At 37.8% G+C, this 16638-nt stretch carries 20 protein-coding genes; all 20 read left to right on the top strand.

Annotated features, from left to right (window positions below; all coding sequences use genetic code 11):
• Nucleotide 1 precedes the first annotated feature (1 nt).
• The 20 genes from fliJ (at nucleotide 2) to ABNX05_RS17425 (ending at nucleotide 16632) form a co-directional block, all read left to right on the top strand.
• On the top strand, nucleotides 2-451 hold the full coding sequence (gene fliJ, locus ABNX05_RS17330; protein ID WP_349660858.1) for a flagellar export protein FliJ: 450 nt from the start codon (nucleotides 2-4) through the stop codon (nucleotides 449-451).
• A 4-nt stretch (nucleotides 452-455) separates the two neighbouring features.
• Nucleotides 456-1064, top strand: coding sequence for a MotE family protein (locus ABNX05_RS17335; RefSeq protein ID WP_432760157.1), 609 nt, complete (start codon nucleotides 456-458; stop codon nucleotides 1062-1064).
• A gap of 21 nt (nucleotides 1065-1085) precedes the next feature.
• A complete protein-coding gene (locus tag ABNX05_RS17340; protein ID WP_349660860.1) occupies nucleotides 1086-2369 on the top strand; it encodes a flagellar hook-length control protein FliK in 1284 nt (427 codons plus the stop codon).
• A 2-nt stretch (nucleotides 2370-2371) separates the two neighbouring features.
• Nucleotides 2372-3061, top strand: a complete 690-nt coding sequence (gene flgD, locus ABNX05_RS17345) for a flagellar hook assembly protein FlgD (protein ID WP_349660861.1) — start codon at nucleotides 2372-2374, stop codon at nucleotides 3059-3061.
• A 15-nt stretch (nucleotides 3062-3076) separates the two neighbouring features.
• A complete protein-coding gene (locus ABNX05_RS17350) occupies nucleotides 3077-3448 on the top strand; it encodes a TIGR02530 family flagellar biosynthesis protein (protein WP_349660912.1) in 372 nt (123 codons plus the stop codon).
• A gap of 79 nt (nucleotides 3449-3527) precedes the next feature.
• Nucleotides 3528-4493 carry a flagellar hook-basal body complex protein gene (locus ABNX05_RS17355; protein WP_349660862.1) on the top strand — a complete coding sequence of 322 codons (966 nt, stop codon included), beginning with the start codon at nucleotides 3528-3530 and terminating at the stop codon, nucleotides 4491-4493.
• Nucleotides 4494-4608: 115 nt separating this feature from the next.
• Complete coding sequence (locus tag ABNX05_RS17360) at nucleotides 4609-4830, top strand: flagellar FlbD family protein (protein WP_197141904.1); 222 nt, start codon at nucleotides 4609-4611, stop codon at nucleotides 4828-4830.
• On the top strand, nucleotides 4820-5248 hold the full coding sequence (gene fliL / locus ABNX05_RS17365; RefSeq protein ID WP_079560466.1) for a flagellar basal body-associated protein FliL: 429 nt from the start codon (nucleotides 4820-4822) through the stop codon (nucleotides 5246-5248). The genes ABNX05_RS17360 and fliL overlap by 11 nt, the downstream gene beginning before the upstream one ends.
• A 31-nt stretch (nucleotides 5249-5279) precedes the next feature.
• The gene (gene fliM, locus ABNX05_RS17370; RefSeq protein WP_079560467.1) at nucleotides 5280-6275 is read left to right on the top strand and encodes a flagellar motor switch protein FliM; all 996 of its coding nucleotides are present in this window, start codon (nucleotides 5280-5282) and stop codon (nucleotides 6273-6275) included.
• Nucleotides 6268-7479, top strand: a complete 1212-nt coding sequence (fliY, locus tag ABNX05_RS17375) for a flagellar motor switch phosphatase FliY (RefSeq protein WP_349660863.1) — start codon at nucleotides 6268-6270, stop codon at nucleotides 7477-7479. The genes fliM and fliY overlap by 8 nt, the downstream gene beginning before the upstream one ends.
• Before the next feature lie 21 nt (nucleotides 7480-7500).
• The gene (locus tag ABNX05_RS17380) at nucleotides 7501-7863 is read left to right on the top strand and encodes a response regulator (RefSeq protein ID WP_079560469.1); all 363 of its coding nucleotides are present in this window, start codon (nucleotides 7501-7503) and stop codon (nucleotides 7861-7863) included.
• A gap of 10 nt (nucleotides 7864-7873) precedes the next feature.
• Nucleotides 7874-8539, top strand: a complete 666-nt coding sequence (locus ABNX05_RS17385) for a flagellar biosynthetic protein FliO (protein ID WP_349660864.1) — start codon at nucleotides 7874-7876, stop codon at nucleotides 8537-8539.
• A complete protein-coding gene (gene fliP / locus ABNX05_RS17390; protein WP_349660865.1) occupies nucleotides 8536-9201 on the top strand; it encodes a flagellar type III secretion system pore protein FliP in 666 nt (221 codons plus the stop codon). Before ABNX05_RS17385 ends, fliP begins: the two co-directional genes overlap by 4 nt.
• Before the next feature lie 13 nt (nucleotides 9202-9214).
• On the top strand, nucleotides 9215-9484 hold the full coding sequence (gene fliQ / locus ABNX05_RS17395; protein ID WP_197141919.1) for a flagellar biosynthesis protein FliQ: 270 nt from the start codon (nucleotides 9215-9217) through the stop codon (nucleotides 9482-9484).
• Between the two features lie 4 nt (nucleotides 9485-9488).
• The gene (gene fliR / locus ABNX05_RS17400) at nucleotides 9489-10265 is read left to right on the top strand and encodes a flagellar biosynthetic protein FliR (protein ID WP_197141921.1); all 777 of its coding nucleotides are present in this window, start codon (nucleotides 9489-9491) and stop codon (nucleotides 10263-10265) included.
• Between the two features lies 1 nt (nucleotide 10266).
• Entirely contained in the window at nucleotides 10267-11355 is a 1089-nt protein-coding gene (gene flhB, locus ABNX05_RS17405; RefSeq protein ID WP_349660866.1) for a flagellar biosynthesis protein FlhB, read from the top strand.
• Between the two features lie 23 nt (nucleotides 11356-11378).
• Nucleotides 11379-13412 carry a flagellar biosynthesis protein FlhA gene (flhA, locus tag ABNX05_RS17410; RefSeq protein ID WP_349660867.1) on the top strand — a complete coding sequence of 678 codons (2034 nt, stop codon included), beginning with the start codon at nucleotides 11379-11381 and terminating at the stop codon, nucleotides 13410-13412.
• Nucleotides 13409-14605, top strand: a complete 1197-nt coding sequence (flhF, locus tag ABNX05_RS17415; RefSeq protein ID WP_349660868.1) for a flagellar biosynthesis GTPase FlhF — start codon at nucleotides 13409-13411, stop codon at nucleotides 14603-14605. The genes flhA and flhF overlap by 4 nt, the downstream gene beginning before the upstream one ends.
• Nucleotides 14602-15477, top strand: coding sequence for a MinD/ParA family protein (locus ABNX05_RS17420; RefSeq protein WP_349660869.1), 876 nt, complete (start codon nucleotides 14602-14604; stop codon nucleotides 15475-15477). The genes flhF and ABNX05_RS17420 overlap by 4 nt, the downstream gene beginning before the upstream one ends.
• Nucleotides 15478-16632 (top strand): protein-glutamate methylesterase/protein-glutamine glutaminase, encoded by a 1155-nt coding sequence (locus ABNX05_RS17425; protein ID WP_349660870.1) that lies wholly within the window; start codon nucleotides 15478-15480, stop codon nucleotides 16630-16632. It begins immediately after the preceding gene.
• The last annotated feature ends 6 nt before the right edge of the window (nucleotides 16633-16638 follow it).

Consider the following 16638-nt stretch of genomic DNA (forward strand, 5'->3'; position numbering starts at 1 on the left):
GGTGGTAAGTTATATTTATCGTTTTGAAAAAGTGTTAACCATTCGAGAGCAGGAAAAAAATGAAACTGAAATTGCCTATAAAGAATCTGTACGTTCTTTTGAAGAAGTAGCGACAAAGTTATATGAGTTGTTAAAAAAGAAAGAAGATTTAATAGAGTTTCAACAGGAGCGTTTAGCTGTCGGTTCTTCAATAGAGGAAGTTCATCATTATGCACGTTTTATTGATAGCCTCGAAAAAACAATTGCTGATGTACAGCAGAAAGTTGTTCAAGCTCGTGCGAAAATGAACTGGCACGAAGAAAAATTATTAGAAAAAAACTTGGAAGTACGTAAATTTGAAAAAATGCGAGAAAAAGATTTCAAAGTGTTCCAGCAAGAGCAGGATCGTATCGAAGGCATTTTTTTAGATGAGATTTCATCGCTTACGTATAACAAGAGAGAAATCAGGTGATTTCATGACGAAAAAAGACAATCGACTTAAGATGGAATTAGAAGAACTACCGCCTAAACGTAAATCAGGAGGCATTCGAAAGTTTTTTACATGGTTTGTAATACCAGTTATGTTTGTAGCGGCAATTTTACTTGTTGTTGCAACCCTAATGAATACGAATGTCTTTGATTTAGGGAAGAAGGCATTTGAAAATTTACCATTCATACCTTCAGAAGAACAACAAGCAAAAGATGCCGTAGTCAATAATGATTCGAAGGTTGTAAATTTACAGGCTGAAATACAAGAAAAAGAAGCAGAAATTGTACAGCTACAAAAAAAGATTGATACATCAACTTCTGAAAAAGAAAAGTTAACGACAGAAAATGAACAGCTGAAATTTGAAGTTGAAAAATTAAATAGGGAGCAAAGTGACGTAAAGCGTGACTTTACTGATATTTTAAAAACATTCGATAAGATGTCCCCTAAAGCAGCAGCGCCAGTTCTAATTAAAATGAGTGATACAGAAGCACTTCGTATTTTAACAAATTTAAAGCCAGATAAATTAGCGGCGGTTCTAGAAAAAATGGAACCACAAGATGCAGCTAAATATACAGAAATGATGGCTAAACAATAAGAACATCTGAAAGGAGGTGAAATGATGGATGTAGCAATGATGCAAATGATGTCTAAGGCTATACCAACTAAAAACGCGGCTACTAAGTCTTCAACAACAGGCGATTCCAATATGAAAGCAAATGGACCGTCGAACAAAGAAAAGTTAGAAACGTTTGGATCAGTGTTTGGAAAGGTTATTTCTTCTTCAAATAACATACAGCAGCAAACACAGTCAACAGATACAAAAGATACCTCTGACTTAGCAGCAGTTTTAAATGCCAAGTCTATAGAAGAAGTACTAGATGTACTAGGTATCCCACATGACGATGGCTTGTTAATGCTTCAAATTGGTGAAGAAGGTAAAGCTGTTGCAATAGATGAAATGCTAAATCTTGATCACTTAATGGATGCATTGGGGATTGATACTGAGCAACTCCAACAATTAGTACAACAGTTACTAGGGGAAGATCAAGAAGCAAGTGATATATGGGAGCTTTTAGCAATAGTAGACGCTCAGGCACCAATGCTCCAAACACAAATCGTAGCAGCTATACAAGGTGAAGGACAAGTGACACCGAAAGAAATAGCGCCATTGCTTCAAGTGTTAAAGTTAGCACAGCTAGTTGGACAAAAAACAGACTTAACAGCTTCACAAGAAAACGTGTTAACTAACGTCAAGAGTCTTTTGACAACGATGCAAACACAAGTTGAGACGTTTCAAACGGCACAGCAAGTAACGACGAAAACAACAGTAACACTTCCGTTACAAGGCTTTCAGAAAGTAGTTCAACAAGTTCAAGTTACAAAACAGACGGACACAAGTGCGAATGAAATGGTGACTTCCAATACAGTCCAAACAAAAGCAGATTCGTTCCAAGTGACACTACCTGCTGCAAAACCGGCGCAGTCAGAGGCATTATTAAAAGAGATGCAAGCAATTATCAATAGAGCCCAAATCTCGAATGCACAAGGTATTACACGCTTAACATTGAAATTGTATCCAGAAAATCTAGGGACAATTCGTATCGAGCTTGTGCAAAATGACGGTGTCATTACAGCACGCTTACTTGCTTCAACTGCTCAAGGTCGTGAATTACTTGATAGTCAGGCACACCAATTAAAGCAAGCCTTCGTACAGCAAAATATTCAAGTGGATCGCCTTGATATTGCTCAATCACTACAAGATGCAGATCGTCAACAACGCGACCAAAGCTTCTTCAATAATTTCTTTAAGCAACAACAGCAAGATGAGGAAGAGCAAAAAAACGACGATGACGATGAAGGCAAGTCCTTTCATGACTATTTAATTAGTGAGGAGGTGTAAATATGGCAGATACAAAGACTGATAAAATGACTGGAAAAATAACGGACGATTTTTACTATCAGAATTATAAGAAGCCAGTTAGGGAAACGGGTAATAAGGAACTCGGTAAAGATGCTTTTCTACAACTATTAATTGCACAATTAAAACATCAGGATCCAACAAATCCTATGGACGACCGAGAATTTATTTCTCAAATGGCGCAATTCTCTTCTTTAGAACAAATGCAAAATATGACAAAAGCGATGAATTCATTACTAGCTTCACAGCAACAAACACAGCTTATGAGTTATACAACATTTGTTGGTAAAGAAGTAAAATGGCATGAGATAACAGAAGAGTTGGATGAAGACAAGAAACCTATTATCAATGAAGGAACTGGCATTATTGAATCGTTGAAATTTGTAGACGGAGATATAGTATTCGTATTAGCTGATGGTAAGGAAATAACGCCTGGCAATATTTCAGCTATTTTAGGCGGTTCAGGAACGAATTCGAGTGATAACAATACTGAAAAAGAATCTCCTCTTGTACAAGCAAGCAAGCTCATTGGTAAAAAAGTTACCTATAAAGACGGCGAGCAAGAACTACAAGGACGTATCGTTTCTGTCTCGAATAAAGATGGCGTAATTCATTATGTCTTAGACAATGATAAAAAATTAACAGATAAAGAGTTTACCGTAATTAGCGAATAGAGGTGGGGAAGAATGATGGATCAGTTTTCAATACATCGTGTACCATTGCATCCATCTATTCGCCAGACACAACCTACGCCGATAAAAACACAGCAATCGTTTAAAGCTCATTTACAGGAAGCTACCAAGCAACAAGAATTAAAAGTGAGCAAGCATGCGCATGAACGTATTATCGAGCGTAATATAGCGATCTCTAAACAAGAATGGCAGGTTGTATCAGAAAAGGTATTTGAAGCACACTCAAAAGGTGTCAAACAACCATTAGTCTTGATGGATCAAGCAGCTTTAATTGTCAGTGCTAAAAACGCAACTGTCATTACCGCGATGGACCGCACGGAAGCGAAACAGCAAATATTTACTAATATTGATGGCACAATCGTGCTGTAAAGGCTGGACCTGTAATAGGAGGCCTAGGTGTGCTGATTGATAGAAGCATACAATTAATAGACGAAGGGAGAACGACATTATGTTACGTTCTATGTATTCTGGTATTTCAGGTTTAAAAAACTTCCAAACAAAGCTGGATGTAATTGGGAATAATATTGCTAACGTTAATACTTACGGCTTTAAAAAAGGACGTGTAGTATTTAAAGATTTAATTTCTCAAACGTCAGCAGGTGCCTCTTCACCTACTCAAACTCGCGGTGGTGTTAACGCTAAACAAATCGGTTTAGGTTCACAACTTGCTGCAATCGATACAATTCACGGTTCAGGTTCAATGCAAACAACTTTCCGCGAGTTAGACTTAGCCGTCGGTGGTGATGGATTCTTCATGGTAGGTGATGCAAATGGTGCACCTGATGAAGATGGGGTACTAGATGCAGAGGGTTACAACAATATTCTCTATACACGTGCTGGTAACTTCTACATGGATAGGAACGGATATATTGTGAATGCCGATGGTAAATATTTAGTCGGTCACGCTAGTGATGAATTATCGATTTCTGCTGATGGCGATTCAATCGATGGTTCTGCAGCTGACGAACAAAAAGAAGGTAATGGACTAGCTGATTTAGAAGGTAATATCGCAGAGGGTATGGATTTCGCAGCTGATATTTCACCGATTCGTATCCCTACAACAGCGCAATCAATGAATATTGGTCAAGATGGTACAGTTACGTATGTAGACTATAAAGGTGACCGACAATATGCAGGTCAACTTATACTTGCAAAGTTCCCAAATGCTGGTGGCCTTGAAAAAGTGGGCGGTAACTACTACCAAACTTCAGCAAACTCTGGACAACCATACGCTCAAGTTGGAACAGTAGGAGGGATGGGTGCCGTTCAATCTGGCATGTTAGAAATGTCCAATGTAGACCTTTCAGAGGAGTTTACAGAGATGATTGTGGCGCAACGTGGTTTCCAATCAAATACACGTATTATCACAACTTCTGACGAAATTCTTCAAGAGCTTGTGAATTTAAAACGCTAAGTAATTTGTAAGTAAAGAAATACTGGTTAAGATTACAAAGTGGTCAAAACTAAAAACATAATTTCATATGAGGGAGGGTCGGGCCGGCTCTCGTGCTAGACCCGGCCCTATTTCAATGATTGAACTAACACGTTTAAATGGCAAAGTATTTACATTGAATGCTTTATACATAGAAACGGTCGAATCTTTTCCAGATACGACCATTACATTAACGACTGGAACTAAAATCATTGTTTTACAGAGTGAAGATGAGGTGCGACAAAAGGTAACAGCCTTTTATAAAAATATACAAATACTATCAAACCCGCATCTACGAGGTGAAGAAGATGAAGAATAACAAAGTGTTAACGATGATTATCATCGTACTAGTAGCAATCATACTTATCGGGGGGATTGGGTTTGTGTTATATACCCAATTTAATAAGCCAGCAGGATCTCTTGAGCCAACCATTGATGAAATCGTAGAAGCTTCTGTAGAAATTCCAGAAATTACGACAAATCTAGCTGATAACAAAATTGTACGCATATCGTTAAAAATTCAAACAACAAATAAAGATGCTGGTACTGAGTTAACGAAGCGTGATTTCCAAGTGAAAAACATTGTTATTCAAGAGCTTTCTGAAATGGAGCAAAAGGATTTAGAAGGTAAGAAAGGTAAACAAATTTTCCAACAATCATTAAAAACACGATTAAATGAATTGATGCAAGAGGGAGAAGTTCAGGAAATTTATATTACCTCCTTCATCACACAATAATAAAGAAACTGCTTGAAATGGAGGTGGGCAAATGGCAGGAGATGTATTATCTCAATCAGAGATAGATGCGCTGCTTTCCGCAATATCAACGGGGGAAATGTCAGCTGATGATATAAAAAAAGAGGACGAGGTGCGTAAGGTTAAAGTATATGACTTTAAACGTGCACTACGTTTCTCAAAAGATCAAATCCGAAGTTTGACCCGAATACATGAAAATTTTGCACGATTACTGACAACCTTCTTTTCTGCACAGCTGAGAAGCTATGTGCAGATTACTGTTGCATCAGTGGACCAAATACCATTTGAAGAGTTTGTACGTTCGATTCCGAATATGACACTCATTAATGTGTTTGAAGTGCCGCCATTAGATGGTAATATCTTAATGGAAATAAACCCAAACATTGCCTACTCTATGTTAGATCGTTTAATGGGCGGTAGTGGGGCGAGTCATAGTAATGTGGATAACTTAACAGAAATTGAAACTAAAATTATGACAAACCTTTTTGAGCGCTCATTCGACAATTTACGCGAGGCATGGGAAAATGTTGCGGAAATTGATCCGATTTTAGTAGAACTTGAGGTCAACCCTCAATTTTTACAAATGATTTCGCCAAATGAAACGGTTGTCGTTATTTCCTTAAATACGATAATCGGTGAGACAAGCGGTATGATCAATATTTGTATTCCGCATGTTGTATTGGAGCCTATTGTTCCAAATCTTTCTGTTCGCTACTGGATGCAGGCAAATACAAAAGAGATGTCTCCAGAGCAAACTAAAATGCTTGAAACAAGCGTGAAACAAGCACAACTACCAGTTTCTGTTGAACTAGGTATTACCGACATTACCATTGAGGATTTCCTCACAATGCAAATTGGGGATGTCATTCAATTAGAACAAAAAATTGAAGATCCACTACTATTAAAGGTAGGAACATTACCGAAATTTACGGTTCAACCAGGAAAACAAGGTAAAAAATTAGCAATCCAGATTATCGACCCTTTGAAAGGAGGAGACGAAGATGAGTGATGAAATGCTCTCCCAAGAAGAAATTGAAGCGTTATTAAGGGGCGAAACGTTGGAAGATAAAAACAGCGGCACTGAAGCTTCTACAAATGAGGATATGAATGATTTAAGAGTAGAGGATTACCTCGATTCGTTTGCCCAAGATGCGTTAGGTGAAGTAGGAAATATATCTTTTGGAAGCTCTGCCACAGCGCTTTCAGCGTTACTAGGGCAAAAGGTAGATATTACTACCCCAAGTATTTCAATGATTAACCGAAATAAATTAGAAGAGGAATTTCCTCATCCTTATGTAGCCGTACAGGTTGAATATACAATCGGATTAACAGGTATGAATTTACTTGTTATTAAGCAATCCGATGCAGCGATTATTGCTGATTTAATGTTAGGTGGAGATGGCTTAAATCCGAAACCAGATTTAAGTGAGATTCAGCTAAGTGCCGTGCAAGAAGCTATGAATCAAATGATGGGTTCTGCGGCTACTTCAATGTCGACAGTATTTAATAAAAAAGTGGATATTTCTCCACCTACTATCGACTTAATGAATATTTCTCAAAATGAAGGACGAGAAAATATTCCTGAAGATGATTTACTCGTAAAAGTATCGTTCAGATTGAGAATTGGTAATTTAATTGATTCGAATATCATGCAATTATTACCGCTGAAATTTAGTCAAAACATTGTTAAATCTCTATTAGGAGAAACAGAATCAATCGAAGAACCTGTGGCTGCAACACTAGCGCCAGTAGCACCGTCGCCTGTCCAACCACAAGCACCTGTAACACCACCGCCTGCGCAGCCAGTATATCAACAGCAGCCAGCGCCGGTGCAGCAACCAATGTATCAAGAGCAACAGCCGATTCCGCAAGCAACAAGACCTGTTCAACCGGTCAATGTTCAACAAGCACAGTTTGCTAGTTTTGATCCGAATGTTATCTCGCAATCTGAAGCTAGAAATTTAAATATGCTACTTGATATTCCATTGCAAGTTACTGTAGAGTTAGGACGTACAAAGCGTTCTGTAAAAGAGATATTAGAACTATCTAGTGGTTCGATTATTGAACTAGATAAATTAGCTGGTGAACCTGTTGATATTTTAGTTAATAGCCGTTTAATAGCTAAAGGTGAAGTCGTTGTTATTGATGAAAACTTCGGTGTCCGTATTACAGATGTTTTAAGTCAAGCAGAGCGTTTGAATAATTTAAGATAGTTTCAATTGGAGGAGTTAACCATGTCTAAAAGAATTTTGATTGTAGACGATGCTGCATTCATGCGCATGATGATCAAGGATATTTTATCGAAAAATGGATTTGAAGTTGTTGGGGAGGCAGCTGATGGTTTACAGGCTGTTGAAAAGTACAACGAATTAAAGCCAGATTTAGTAACAATGGATATTACAATGCCAGAGATGGACGGTATTGCAGCTCTTAAAGCAATTAAGGGCTCACATCCAAATGCAACTGTTATTATGTGTTCAGCAATGGGACAACAAGCAATGGTAATCGATGCAATTCAAGCAGGTGCGAAAGATTTTATTGTGAAACCTTTCCAAGCTGATCGTGTAATTGAAGCGATTCAAAAAGCTCTAGGATGATTGAATGCAAATGTTAAAATCATTTCGTCTAACGATGATTTTCGCATTTCTTGTATCCTTCCTGTTTTTGTACCCTACACCTACTTCTGTATATGCAGAATCTGACACGAATTTTGTGAGCGACTGCATTAAAGGAGATTGTAAAGAAGATAGTACTCCAGCTGCTAAGAAAGATTCAGATATACCAGCGGCTGGAGGCTTATCTGCGTGGGAATACATAAAAATGGTATTGGCGCTTATTTTTGTTGTAGCTTTATTTTATGGATTAATGAAGTTTTTAAATAAAAGAAATTTAAACTTTCAACGTAATCAATTAGTACAAAATTTAGGCGGTTTATCACTAGGTGCCCAAAAGTCAGTACAACTATTACAAGTAGGTAAAACACTCTATTTAGTTGGGGTCGGTGAGGATGTCCAGCTATTACGTGAAATTACTGATCCCGATGAAGTTGCAACACTTTTAGCACTATATAATGAACGACAAGAACTTGCAGCAACATCACCGTATATTGCAGAAGTATTATCTAAGTTTAAGAAAAAAAATAATGATAGTTCATCCGTACAGCAAAAACAAACCTCTTTTGGTGAGCTGTTTGAAAAAAAGATTACTGAAATTAAACAGGAGCGCAATGAAGAACTGGAGAAATGGAAGCAAAAGGAGAATGATGAGAAATGAATGATGTAATCAGTATTTTTTCCAACAGCGATCCGACAAATGTCTCCAGCTCTGTGAAGCTTCTATTACTGTTAACAGTTCTTTCACTGGCACCGAGTATTTTAATTTTGATGACATCGTTTACACGAATTGTTATTGTGTTATCGTTTACGCGTACTGCATTGGCGACACAGCAAATGCCACCAAACCAGGTCATTGTAGGTCTTGCTTTATTTTTAACTTTCTTTATCATGGCCCCAACATTTCAAGAGGTCAACAAAGAGGCATTACAGCCATTGTTTTCTGAGGAAATTGGCCTCGAAGAAGCATATGATCGTGCCAGTGAGCCTTTTAAAGAGTTTATGAGTAAGCATACAAGGCAAAAGGATCTTGATTTATTTTTAAAGTATAATAAGGCAGAAAAGCCAGCATCTGTAGAAGAAATTCCTCTTACAATGCTAGTACCTGCTTTTGCATTGAGTGAGATTAAAACAGCTTTTCAAATTGGCTTTATGATTTTTATTCCATTCCTAGTAATCGACATGATTGTCGCAAGTACGCTAATGTCGATGGGGATGATGATGTTACCACCGGTTATGATTTCATTACCGTTTAAGATTTTATTATTTGTACTCGTGGATGGTTGGTATCTTGTGATGAAATCATTACTACAAAGTTTTTAGGGGATGATACAGTATGACAGGTGAATTGGTTATTTCAATTGCAGAGCGTGCCATTATGATTATCCTTCTAACAAGCGGTCCGCTACTATTAGTTGCTTTAATCACTGGTTTAGCGGTAAGTATTTTTCAGGCAACAACATCGATTCAAGAGCAAACTTTAGCATTCGTTCCAAAAATCGTCGCTGTATTAGCAGCCATCGTATTTTTTGGTCCTTGGATGTTATCACAAGTGACTAGCTATGCGAGAGACATTTTTGAGAATTTAACGCGTTATATAGGGTGAGTAGATGAATGAATTAATCCCGCATTTTACGGTTTTTTTATTAGTACTTGTGCGCGTATCGGCATTTTTTGTCACGGTGCCTTTTTTCTCGTACAGAACGATTCCGCCACAAGTTAAAATAACTCTCGCATTAGTTTTAGCTTGGATGATGTATTACACAATTGACGTCGAACCATTTGTATTTAATGGTGATTACATACTTTTAGTGATGAAAGAAGCGCTCATTGGACTGTTACTCGGTTTAGTAGGCTATATCATCATGTCGGCAATTCAAATTGCCGGAAGCTTTATAGATTTTCAAATGGGTTTTGCCATTGCCAATATTATTGACCCGCAAACAGGTGCACAAAGTCCATTGATTGGACAATTTTTTAATACACTAGCATTACTTTTCTTACTAGCTATCAATGGACATCATATGATTCTCGATGGAATTTATTATAGTTATCAATTTTTACCGATGGATCAAGGATTTCCTAATTTCGCAAATGACGGTTATATAGAGTTTATCATCACAACATTTACGGCTGTTTTTGCGATTGCCTTTCAAATGGCGGCTCCTGTTGTAGCAACTTTATTTTTAGTCGACTTGGCGCTAGGGATCACAGCGAAAACTGTACCACAATTAAATATTTTTGTTGTCGGTTTTCCTATTAAAATAGGCGTTAGTTTTCTAGTGTTATTTACAATGATGGCTGTAATGATTCAAGTTATTCAAAAGCTTATTACCATTATGATTTATGCTATGCGTGATGTAATGGCTATTTTAGGTGGTGGGTAAAATGTTGCTACTTCTGGATTTAGATTTACAGTATTTTGCGGGAGAAAAAACGGAAAAGGCGACGCCTAAAAAACGACAAGATGCTCGAAAAAAAGGTCAGGTTGTCAAAAGTCAGGATATTTCCAGTGCAATTGTCATGCTCATGGTATTTATCTTTTTATTCTTCTTTGCAGGTTCATTGCGAGACGATCTTTTAGCTTTTTTCAGGCAAACTTTTATTCATAACATACGCGTAGAAACATTAACAATTGATAGTGTGATGAGCTTATTTACAGAAACATTAGTGCAAATGGCTTTTATTATTGTCCCAATAATGGGAATTGCGTTTGTTGGAGCATTAGTAGGTAACTTCCTACAGTTCGGTTTCCTATTTACATTAGAGCCGATGAAGTTTGATTTAAAAAAAATGGACCCGATCAAAGGGTTGAAAAAAATATTTTCTGTTAAAGCCATTATAGAGCTTCTTAAGTCAGTGTTAAAGATTGGCTTTATAGGTGGCGTTACGACAATTATCGTTTGGACAAATTTGCCGGAAGTTTTGGCGTTATCCTTTAAAAGCCCATGGATGACTCTTATTACAGTGGGTAAGCTTGTTGGTATCATGGGGATTGCTGCTTCTCTCGTCTTACTATGTGTATCCCTTTTAGACTGGATGTATCAAAAACATGATTACGAAAAAAATCTTAAAATGTCTAAGCAAGACATTAAAGATGAATATAAAAATAGTGAGGGCGATCCGCTGATAAAATCGAAAATCAAACAACGCCAACGCGAAATGGCGATGCGTCGAATGATGTCAGAGGTTCCAAACGCCGATGTTGTCATAACAAACCCAACTCACTATGCGATTGCCATCAAATATGATGATGAAAGTATGGATGCCCCACGCATCGTTGCAAAGGGTACGGACTTTATCGCTCAAAAAATTAAACTGATTGCGAAAGAACATGATGTGGTTATGGTTGAAAATAGACCATTAGCACGAGCGATGTACGATCAAGTAGAAATTGGCGATCAAGTACCAGAAGAGTTTTTCAAAGCAATAGCAGAAGTGCTTGCTTATGTTTATCGAATTAAGCGGAAAATTTAAAGCTTTTAGTAGGAGGGACACAAATGAAAGTTCGCGATATAGGAGTATTAGGTGCGGTTATTTTAATCGTTGCGATGCTCATCATCCCTCTTCCTCCGTGGATGTTAAGTTTCTTAATCGTCATTAATATTACATTAGGATTAATAGTATTGTTAACAGCAATGAGTATGAAGGAAGCGCTAGACTTTTCTATTTTTCCTTCAGTTATTTTATTGTTAACTTTGTTCCGACTCGGACTGAGTGTTTCTACAACACGTGCCATTTTAGCAAAAGGTGATGCTGGTTCTGTTGTAGAAACGTTTGGGGACTTTGTAGTCGGCGGGAATGTACTAGTTGGTTTAGTTGTATTCTTAATTCTTGTGTTAATTCAGTTTATCGTTATTACAAAAGGAGCGGAGCGTGTAGCAGAAGTAGCAGCACGTTTCACACTTGATGCGATGCCAGGTAAACAAATGAGTATTGATGCGGACTTAAATGCAGGAGTTATTTCTGAGCGGGAAGCACGTGAACGACGCGAGAAAGTAGCGGGTGAAGCGGACTTCTACGGAGCGATGGATGGTGCCACAAAATTCGTAAAAGGGGATGCCATTGCCTCAATGGTCATGGTTATTATCAACTTATTATTTGGTATCATCATCGGTGTTGTGCAGATGAAGCTTCCATTTGCAGAGGCAGCAAATCATTTTTCTAAGTTAACAGTGGGAGATGGTATTGTCTCACAAATTCCTGCGCTACTGATTTCTACAGCGACAGGGATTGTCGTAACACGTGCATCTTCTAAAGGTAGTCTTGGTGAAGATATTACGGGACAGTTATTTGCTCAAGCAAAACTGCTTTATGTAGCGGGTGGAACAATACTTTTACTTGGATTTTTCACACCTATACCTATCTGGATAACAATTCCAATTGGTGGTTCACTAATTGCTGGTGCTTATATGATGGATCATAAGAAACCAGAGGATGAAGAGGAATTACTTGAAATTGAAGAAGAAGTGGCAACAGACGGCATGAAGAGCCCTGAAAACGTTGTGAATTTATTAAATGTGGACCCAATCGAGTTTGAGTTTGGCTATGGTTTAATACCGTTAGTAGATGCTGCACAAGGCGGCGATTTATTAGATCGAGTTATTATGATACGTCGACAGTTAGCATTAGAATTAGGGATTGTCATTCCAGTTGTCCGAATTCGCGATAATATTCAATTACAACCAAATGAATATCGAATTAAAATAAAGGGTAATGAAATGGCACGTGGTGAACTTCTGCTTGATCATTATTTAGCAATGAGTCCAGGAGATGATGATTCTATCGAAGGAATTGACACGGTTGAACCGTCATTTGGCCTACCTGCAAAATGGATTACGGAGCAAGTGAAAGAGGATGCCGAAATGTTTGGCTACACAGTTGTTGACCCACCAAGCGTTGTGTCGACTCACTTAACGGAAATGATTCGTGCAAATGCTTATGAATTACTCGGTCGTCAAGAGACGAAGCAGTTAATCGATCATTTACGTGAAACGCATCCAATTTTAGTTGAAGAGTTAACACCTGCTCCATTATCGACTGGAGAAATTCAAAAAGTACTTGGTAAACTTCTACGAGAAAATGTTTCAGTGCGAAACTTACCAATTATTTTTGAGACTCTAGCAGACTATGCAAAGTTAACGAGTGATACTGATATATTAACTGAGTATGTACGTCAAGCGTTGGCACGTCAAATCACTTCTCAATACGTAGGGGACAGCTCATCATTAAAAGTTATTACTGTCTCCGGTAAAGTAGAGAAATTAATTGCTGATAGTATTCAACAAACGGATCATGGAAATTATTTAGCGATGGATCCACAAGATTCTCAAACGATTTTAGAGACCATTGCTGCAGAGGTGGAACGCGTTTCCTTTATGGAACAATCTGCTATTATTTTATGCTCTCCAGCAGTTCGTATGTATTTACGTCAACTTACGGAGCGCTATTTCCCGCAAATTCCAGTTCTATCTTACAACGAACTTGATGCTACGGTTGAAATTCAAAGTGTTGGGGTGGTGAATGTTGAATGAAAATGAAAAAATATTATGCATCCTCCATACCAGAAGCGATGAAGCTTGTGCGTGCTGAATTAGGTGAGGACGCTGTCATTTTGAACTCAAAAGTAGTCGTTACAAAAAAGTTTTTTGGAATCATTAAAAAGAAGAGCTTTGAGGTTGTTGCAGGTATTGATTCAATGGAGCCAAGTAATATGGCTCCAGCACCTGTAGCTTTACCTACATCAACAACTAAACATGAAAATGCAAGGTTACAAGAGATTACGAACGCTGTTCAAGCTAAAATACACCAAGTCCAACCGCAGAATGATGCGCCCTTACATGGGGAAGCTAGCATTTCTGAAGATTTGAGGAAGGAAATTGCAGATTTAAAATCTTTAATGCATTCGATGCATAAGAAGACAATCCAAGATCAATATCCAGATGAACTCTTATCCTTCATTGAATACTTAAGACAGCAAGAGCTAAGTGAGGAGCTCATCACAACGATTGGTGATGAGCTTTTTGCGCATGTCAAAGAAGCGTCAGACATCAATTTTTCGCAATGTAAGATGATTACGAAAAGTTTATTGCGCAAAGAATTAGAGGATCTACCAGTTGGAGGTATATCCTATGAAAAAAAATACATTAATGTGTTAGGACCAACAGGAGTCGGAAAGACTACGACAATTGCTAAAATGGCTGCTAGAGCAGTTTTAGAGAAAAAGAAAAAAGTAGGATTTATCACGACAGATACTTACCGTATTGCCGCAATTGAGCAATTAAAAACGTATGCTGGACTGTTACAGGCTCCTGTCGAAATTGCCTATAATGCAACAGATTTTGAACAAGCAATCCACCGATTGGCCCATTTAGATATAGTGTTTATAGATACAGCAGGCCGCAATTATAAAGAAGTAAAATATGTAGATGATTTGCAGCGTCTCATAAAATTTGATGATCAAGCAGAGTCCTTCTTAGTACTTGCAATGACAACAAAAGAAAAGGACATGGCAAACATTATCGAGCAATTTAAGCAATTACAAATTGAAAAATTCATTTTTACAAAGATTGATGAAACAAATTCTATTGGCACAATGATTAATTTAATGATTAAATATAATAAGGGACTTGCTTACTATACGAATGGTCAAGAAGTACCAGAAGATATTGAAGAAGCTGATCTAGAAGCAGTACTAAATTTATTTTTTCAAGGTGAAGAAAAATGAGAGACCAAGCTGAAACATTACGCTTGAAAATGTTGAAACAGCAGGGTGAATTAGGTAGAGCAATTGCGGTTGTAAGTGGCAAAGGTGGGGTTGGTAAAAGTAACTTCACGACGAATTTTGCCATTACATTGGCCAATAAAGGGAAAAAAGTTGTCATCGTTGATATGGATATTGGTATGGGCAATATCAATATTTTAATTGGAAAAAATGTTTCTTATAGTTTAAAAGATTACTTGGAAGGAAATGAGTTACTGGATGATGTAATATTTGAAGGTCCTTACAATTTAAGGTATATTTCAGGTGGGTCTGGTATGTCGGGCGTCTTAGAATGGTCAGAGGCAATGTTTGAACGACTCGTTCACGCATTTGAGCAACTTCAACAAACCTTTGATTACATTTTGTTCGATATGGGAGCAGGAGCTACTAATTGGTCATTAGATTTATTAACTTCTATAGATGAAATTATTGTTTTATCTACGGCAGAGCCAACATCTATAACAGACGCTTATTCAATGATGAAATATATTCATATGCGAGATGCGGACAAGCAATTTTATGTACTCTGTAACCGAGCTTATAGTAAAGAAGAAGGACTGGAAACCAATGAGCGACTTAAGCTTACGATGAAACGGTTTTTGGACAAAGAGGTTACGATACTAGGCTCATTACCTGAAGATTCTGCTGTGCGTAAGGCTGTGCGTGAGCAGGTGCCTTTTTCGCTTGCCTATCCAGACGCACTTATTACAAAGACATTGCAACTTATAGTAGCGCGTTTTATGGAACACCGTGTGGAAGAAATTCATGCACATGATCAGTCAGCAGGTAAATTTTTAACAAAATTAAGAAATATTTTTTCGAAAGGACGTGATTAATTGGACTTTTTACATAAAAGCAAGCTATTAGTTGTTGATGATTCTGCTTTTATGAGAAAGCTAATTAGTGACTTTTTTGTTGGCAACTCGAAGGTTGAGGTAGTTGGAACAGCACGAAATGGGAAAGATGCGGTAAAAAAGATTCAGACATTGCAACCAACAGTTGTGACGATGGATATTGAGATGCCTGAAATGAATGGGCTTGATGCTTTAAAAGAAATTATGACTGTATGTCCAGTACCTGTTGTTATGCTCTCTAGTACAACTCAACGAGGAGCAGAAAATGCCTTATCGGCAATTGAATTTGGGGCAGTAGATTTTGTCGCAAAGCCGAGCGGAACAATTTCTCTTGATTTAAATAAAATCCAAACTGAACTTGTCCACAAGGTTGAACAAGCATCGTTGGTACCTATTTCGAAATTAAAGAAACCTTCTAGTAATAAAAGACAACAAGAACAGCCATTACAAGCAAGTATCATTAGAAGAAATTCACTTAGTGAAGACAGGGTGACTCCTTCTGACAATGTTTTTCCGACAAGGGCAGAACTATCAAAGCCACATGTAGAATGGAGTAAAGTAGGTCGGAAAATTGTACTGATAGGTACCTCCACAGGCGGGCCTAGGGCTTTACAAGAAGTAATTACAAAAATCCCAAAATCAATTCAAGCTCCCATTTTAATTGTCCAGCATATGCCGGCAGGATTTACAAAATCTCTTGCTAATCGTCTGGATCAATTGAGTGAGATTACCGTAAAAGAAGCTGAGCAAGGTGATATTCTGCAAAATGGAGTAGCGTATATTGCCCCTGGTGGGTATCATTTAAAACTTAGAAAAATAGGTACCTCCTTTGGCATAGTCCTTGATAATAATGAACCACCTAGATCTGGACATCGACCTTCAGTAGATGTGATGTTTGAAGATGTTAGCCAATTTAAAGATTTTGATAAAGTAGCTGTTATTATGACGGGTATGGGCCATGATGGGTCTGACGGACTAAAAGCACTAAAAAGTACTGGAAATGTGATGGCAATCGCTGAGTCAGCAGAAACTTGCATTGTGTATGGTATGCCGAAAGCGGCAGTGGAAACGCAGCTTGTCAATGAAGTAGCAGATGTAGATGATATTGCACAAACAATAATGAAATATTTGCCTTAAAGGGGT

The organism is Lysinibacillus zambalensis, from assembly GCF_040183165.1.
GTDB classification, from domain to species: Bacteria; Bacillota; Bacilli; order Bacillales_A; family Planococcaceae; genus Lysinibacillus; species Lysinibacillus zambalensis.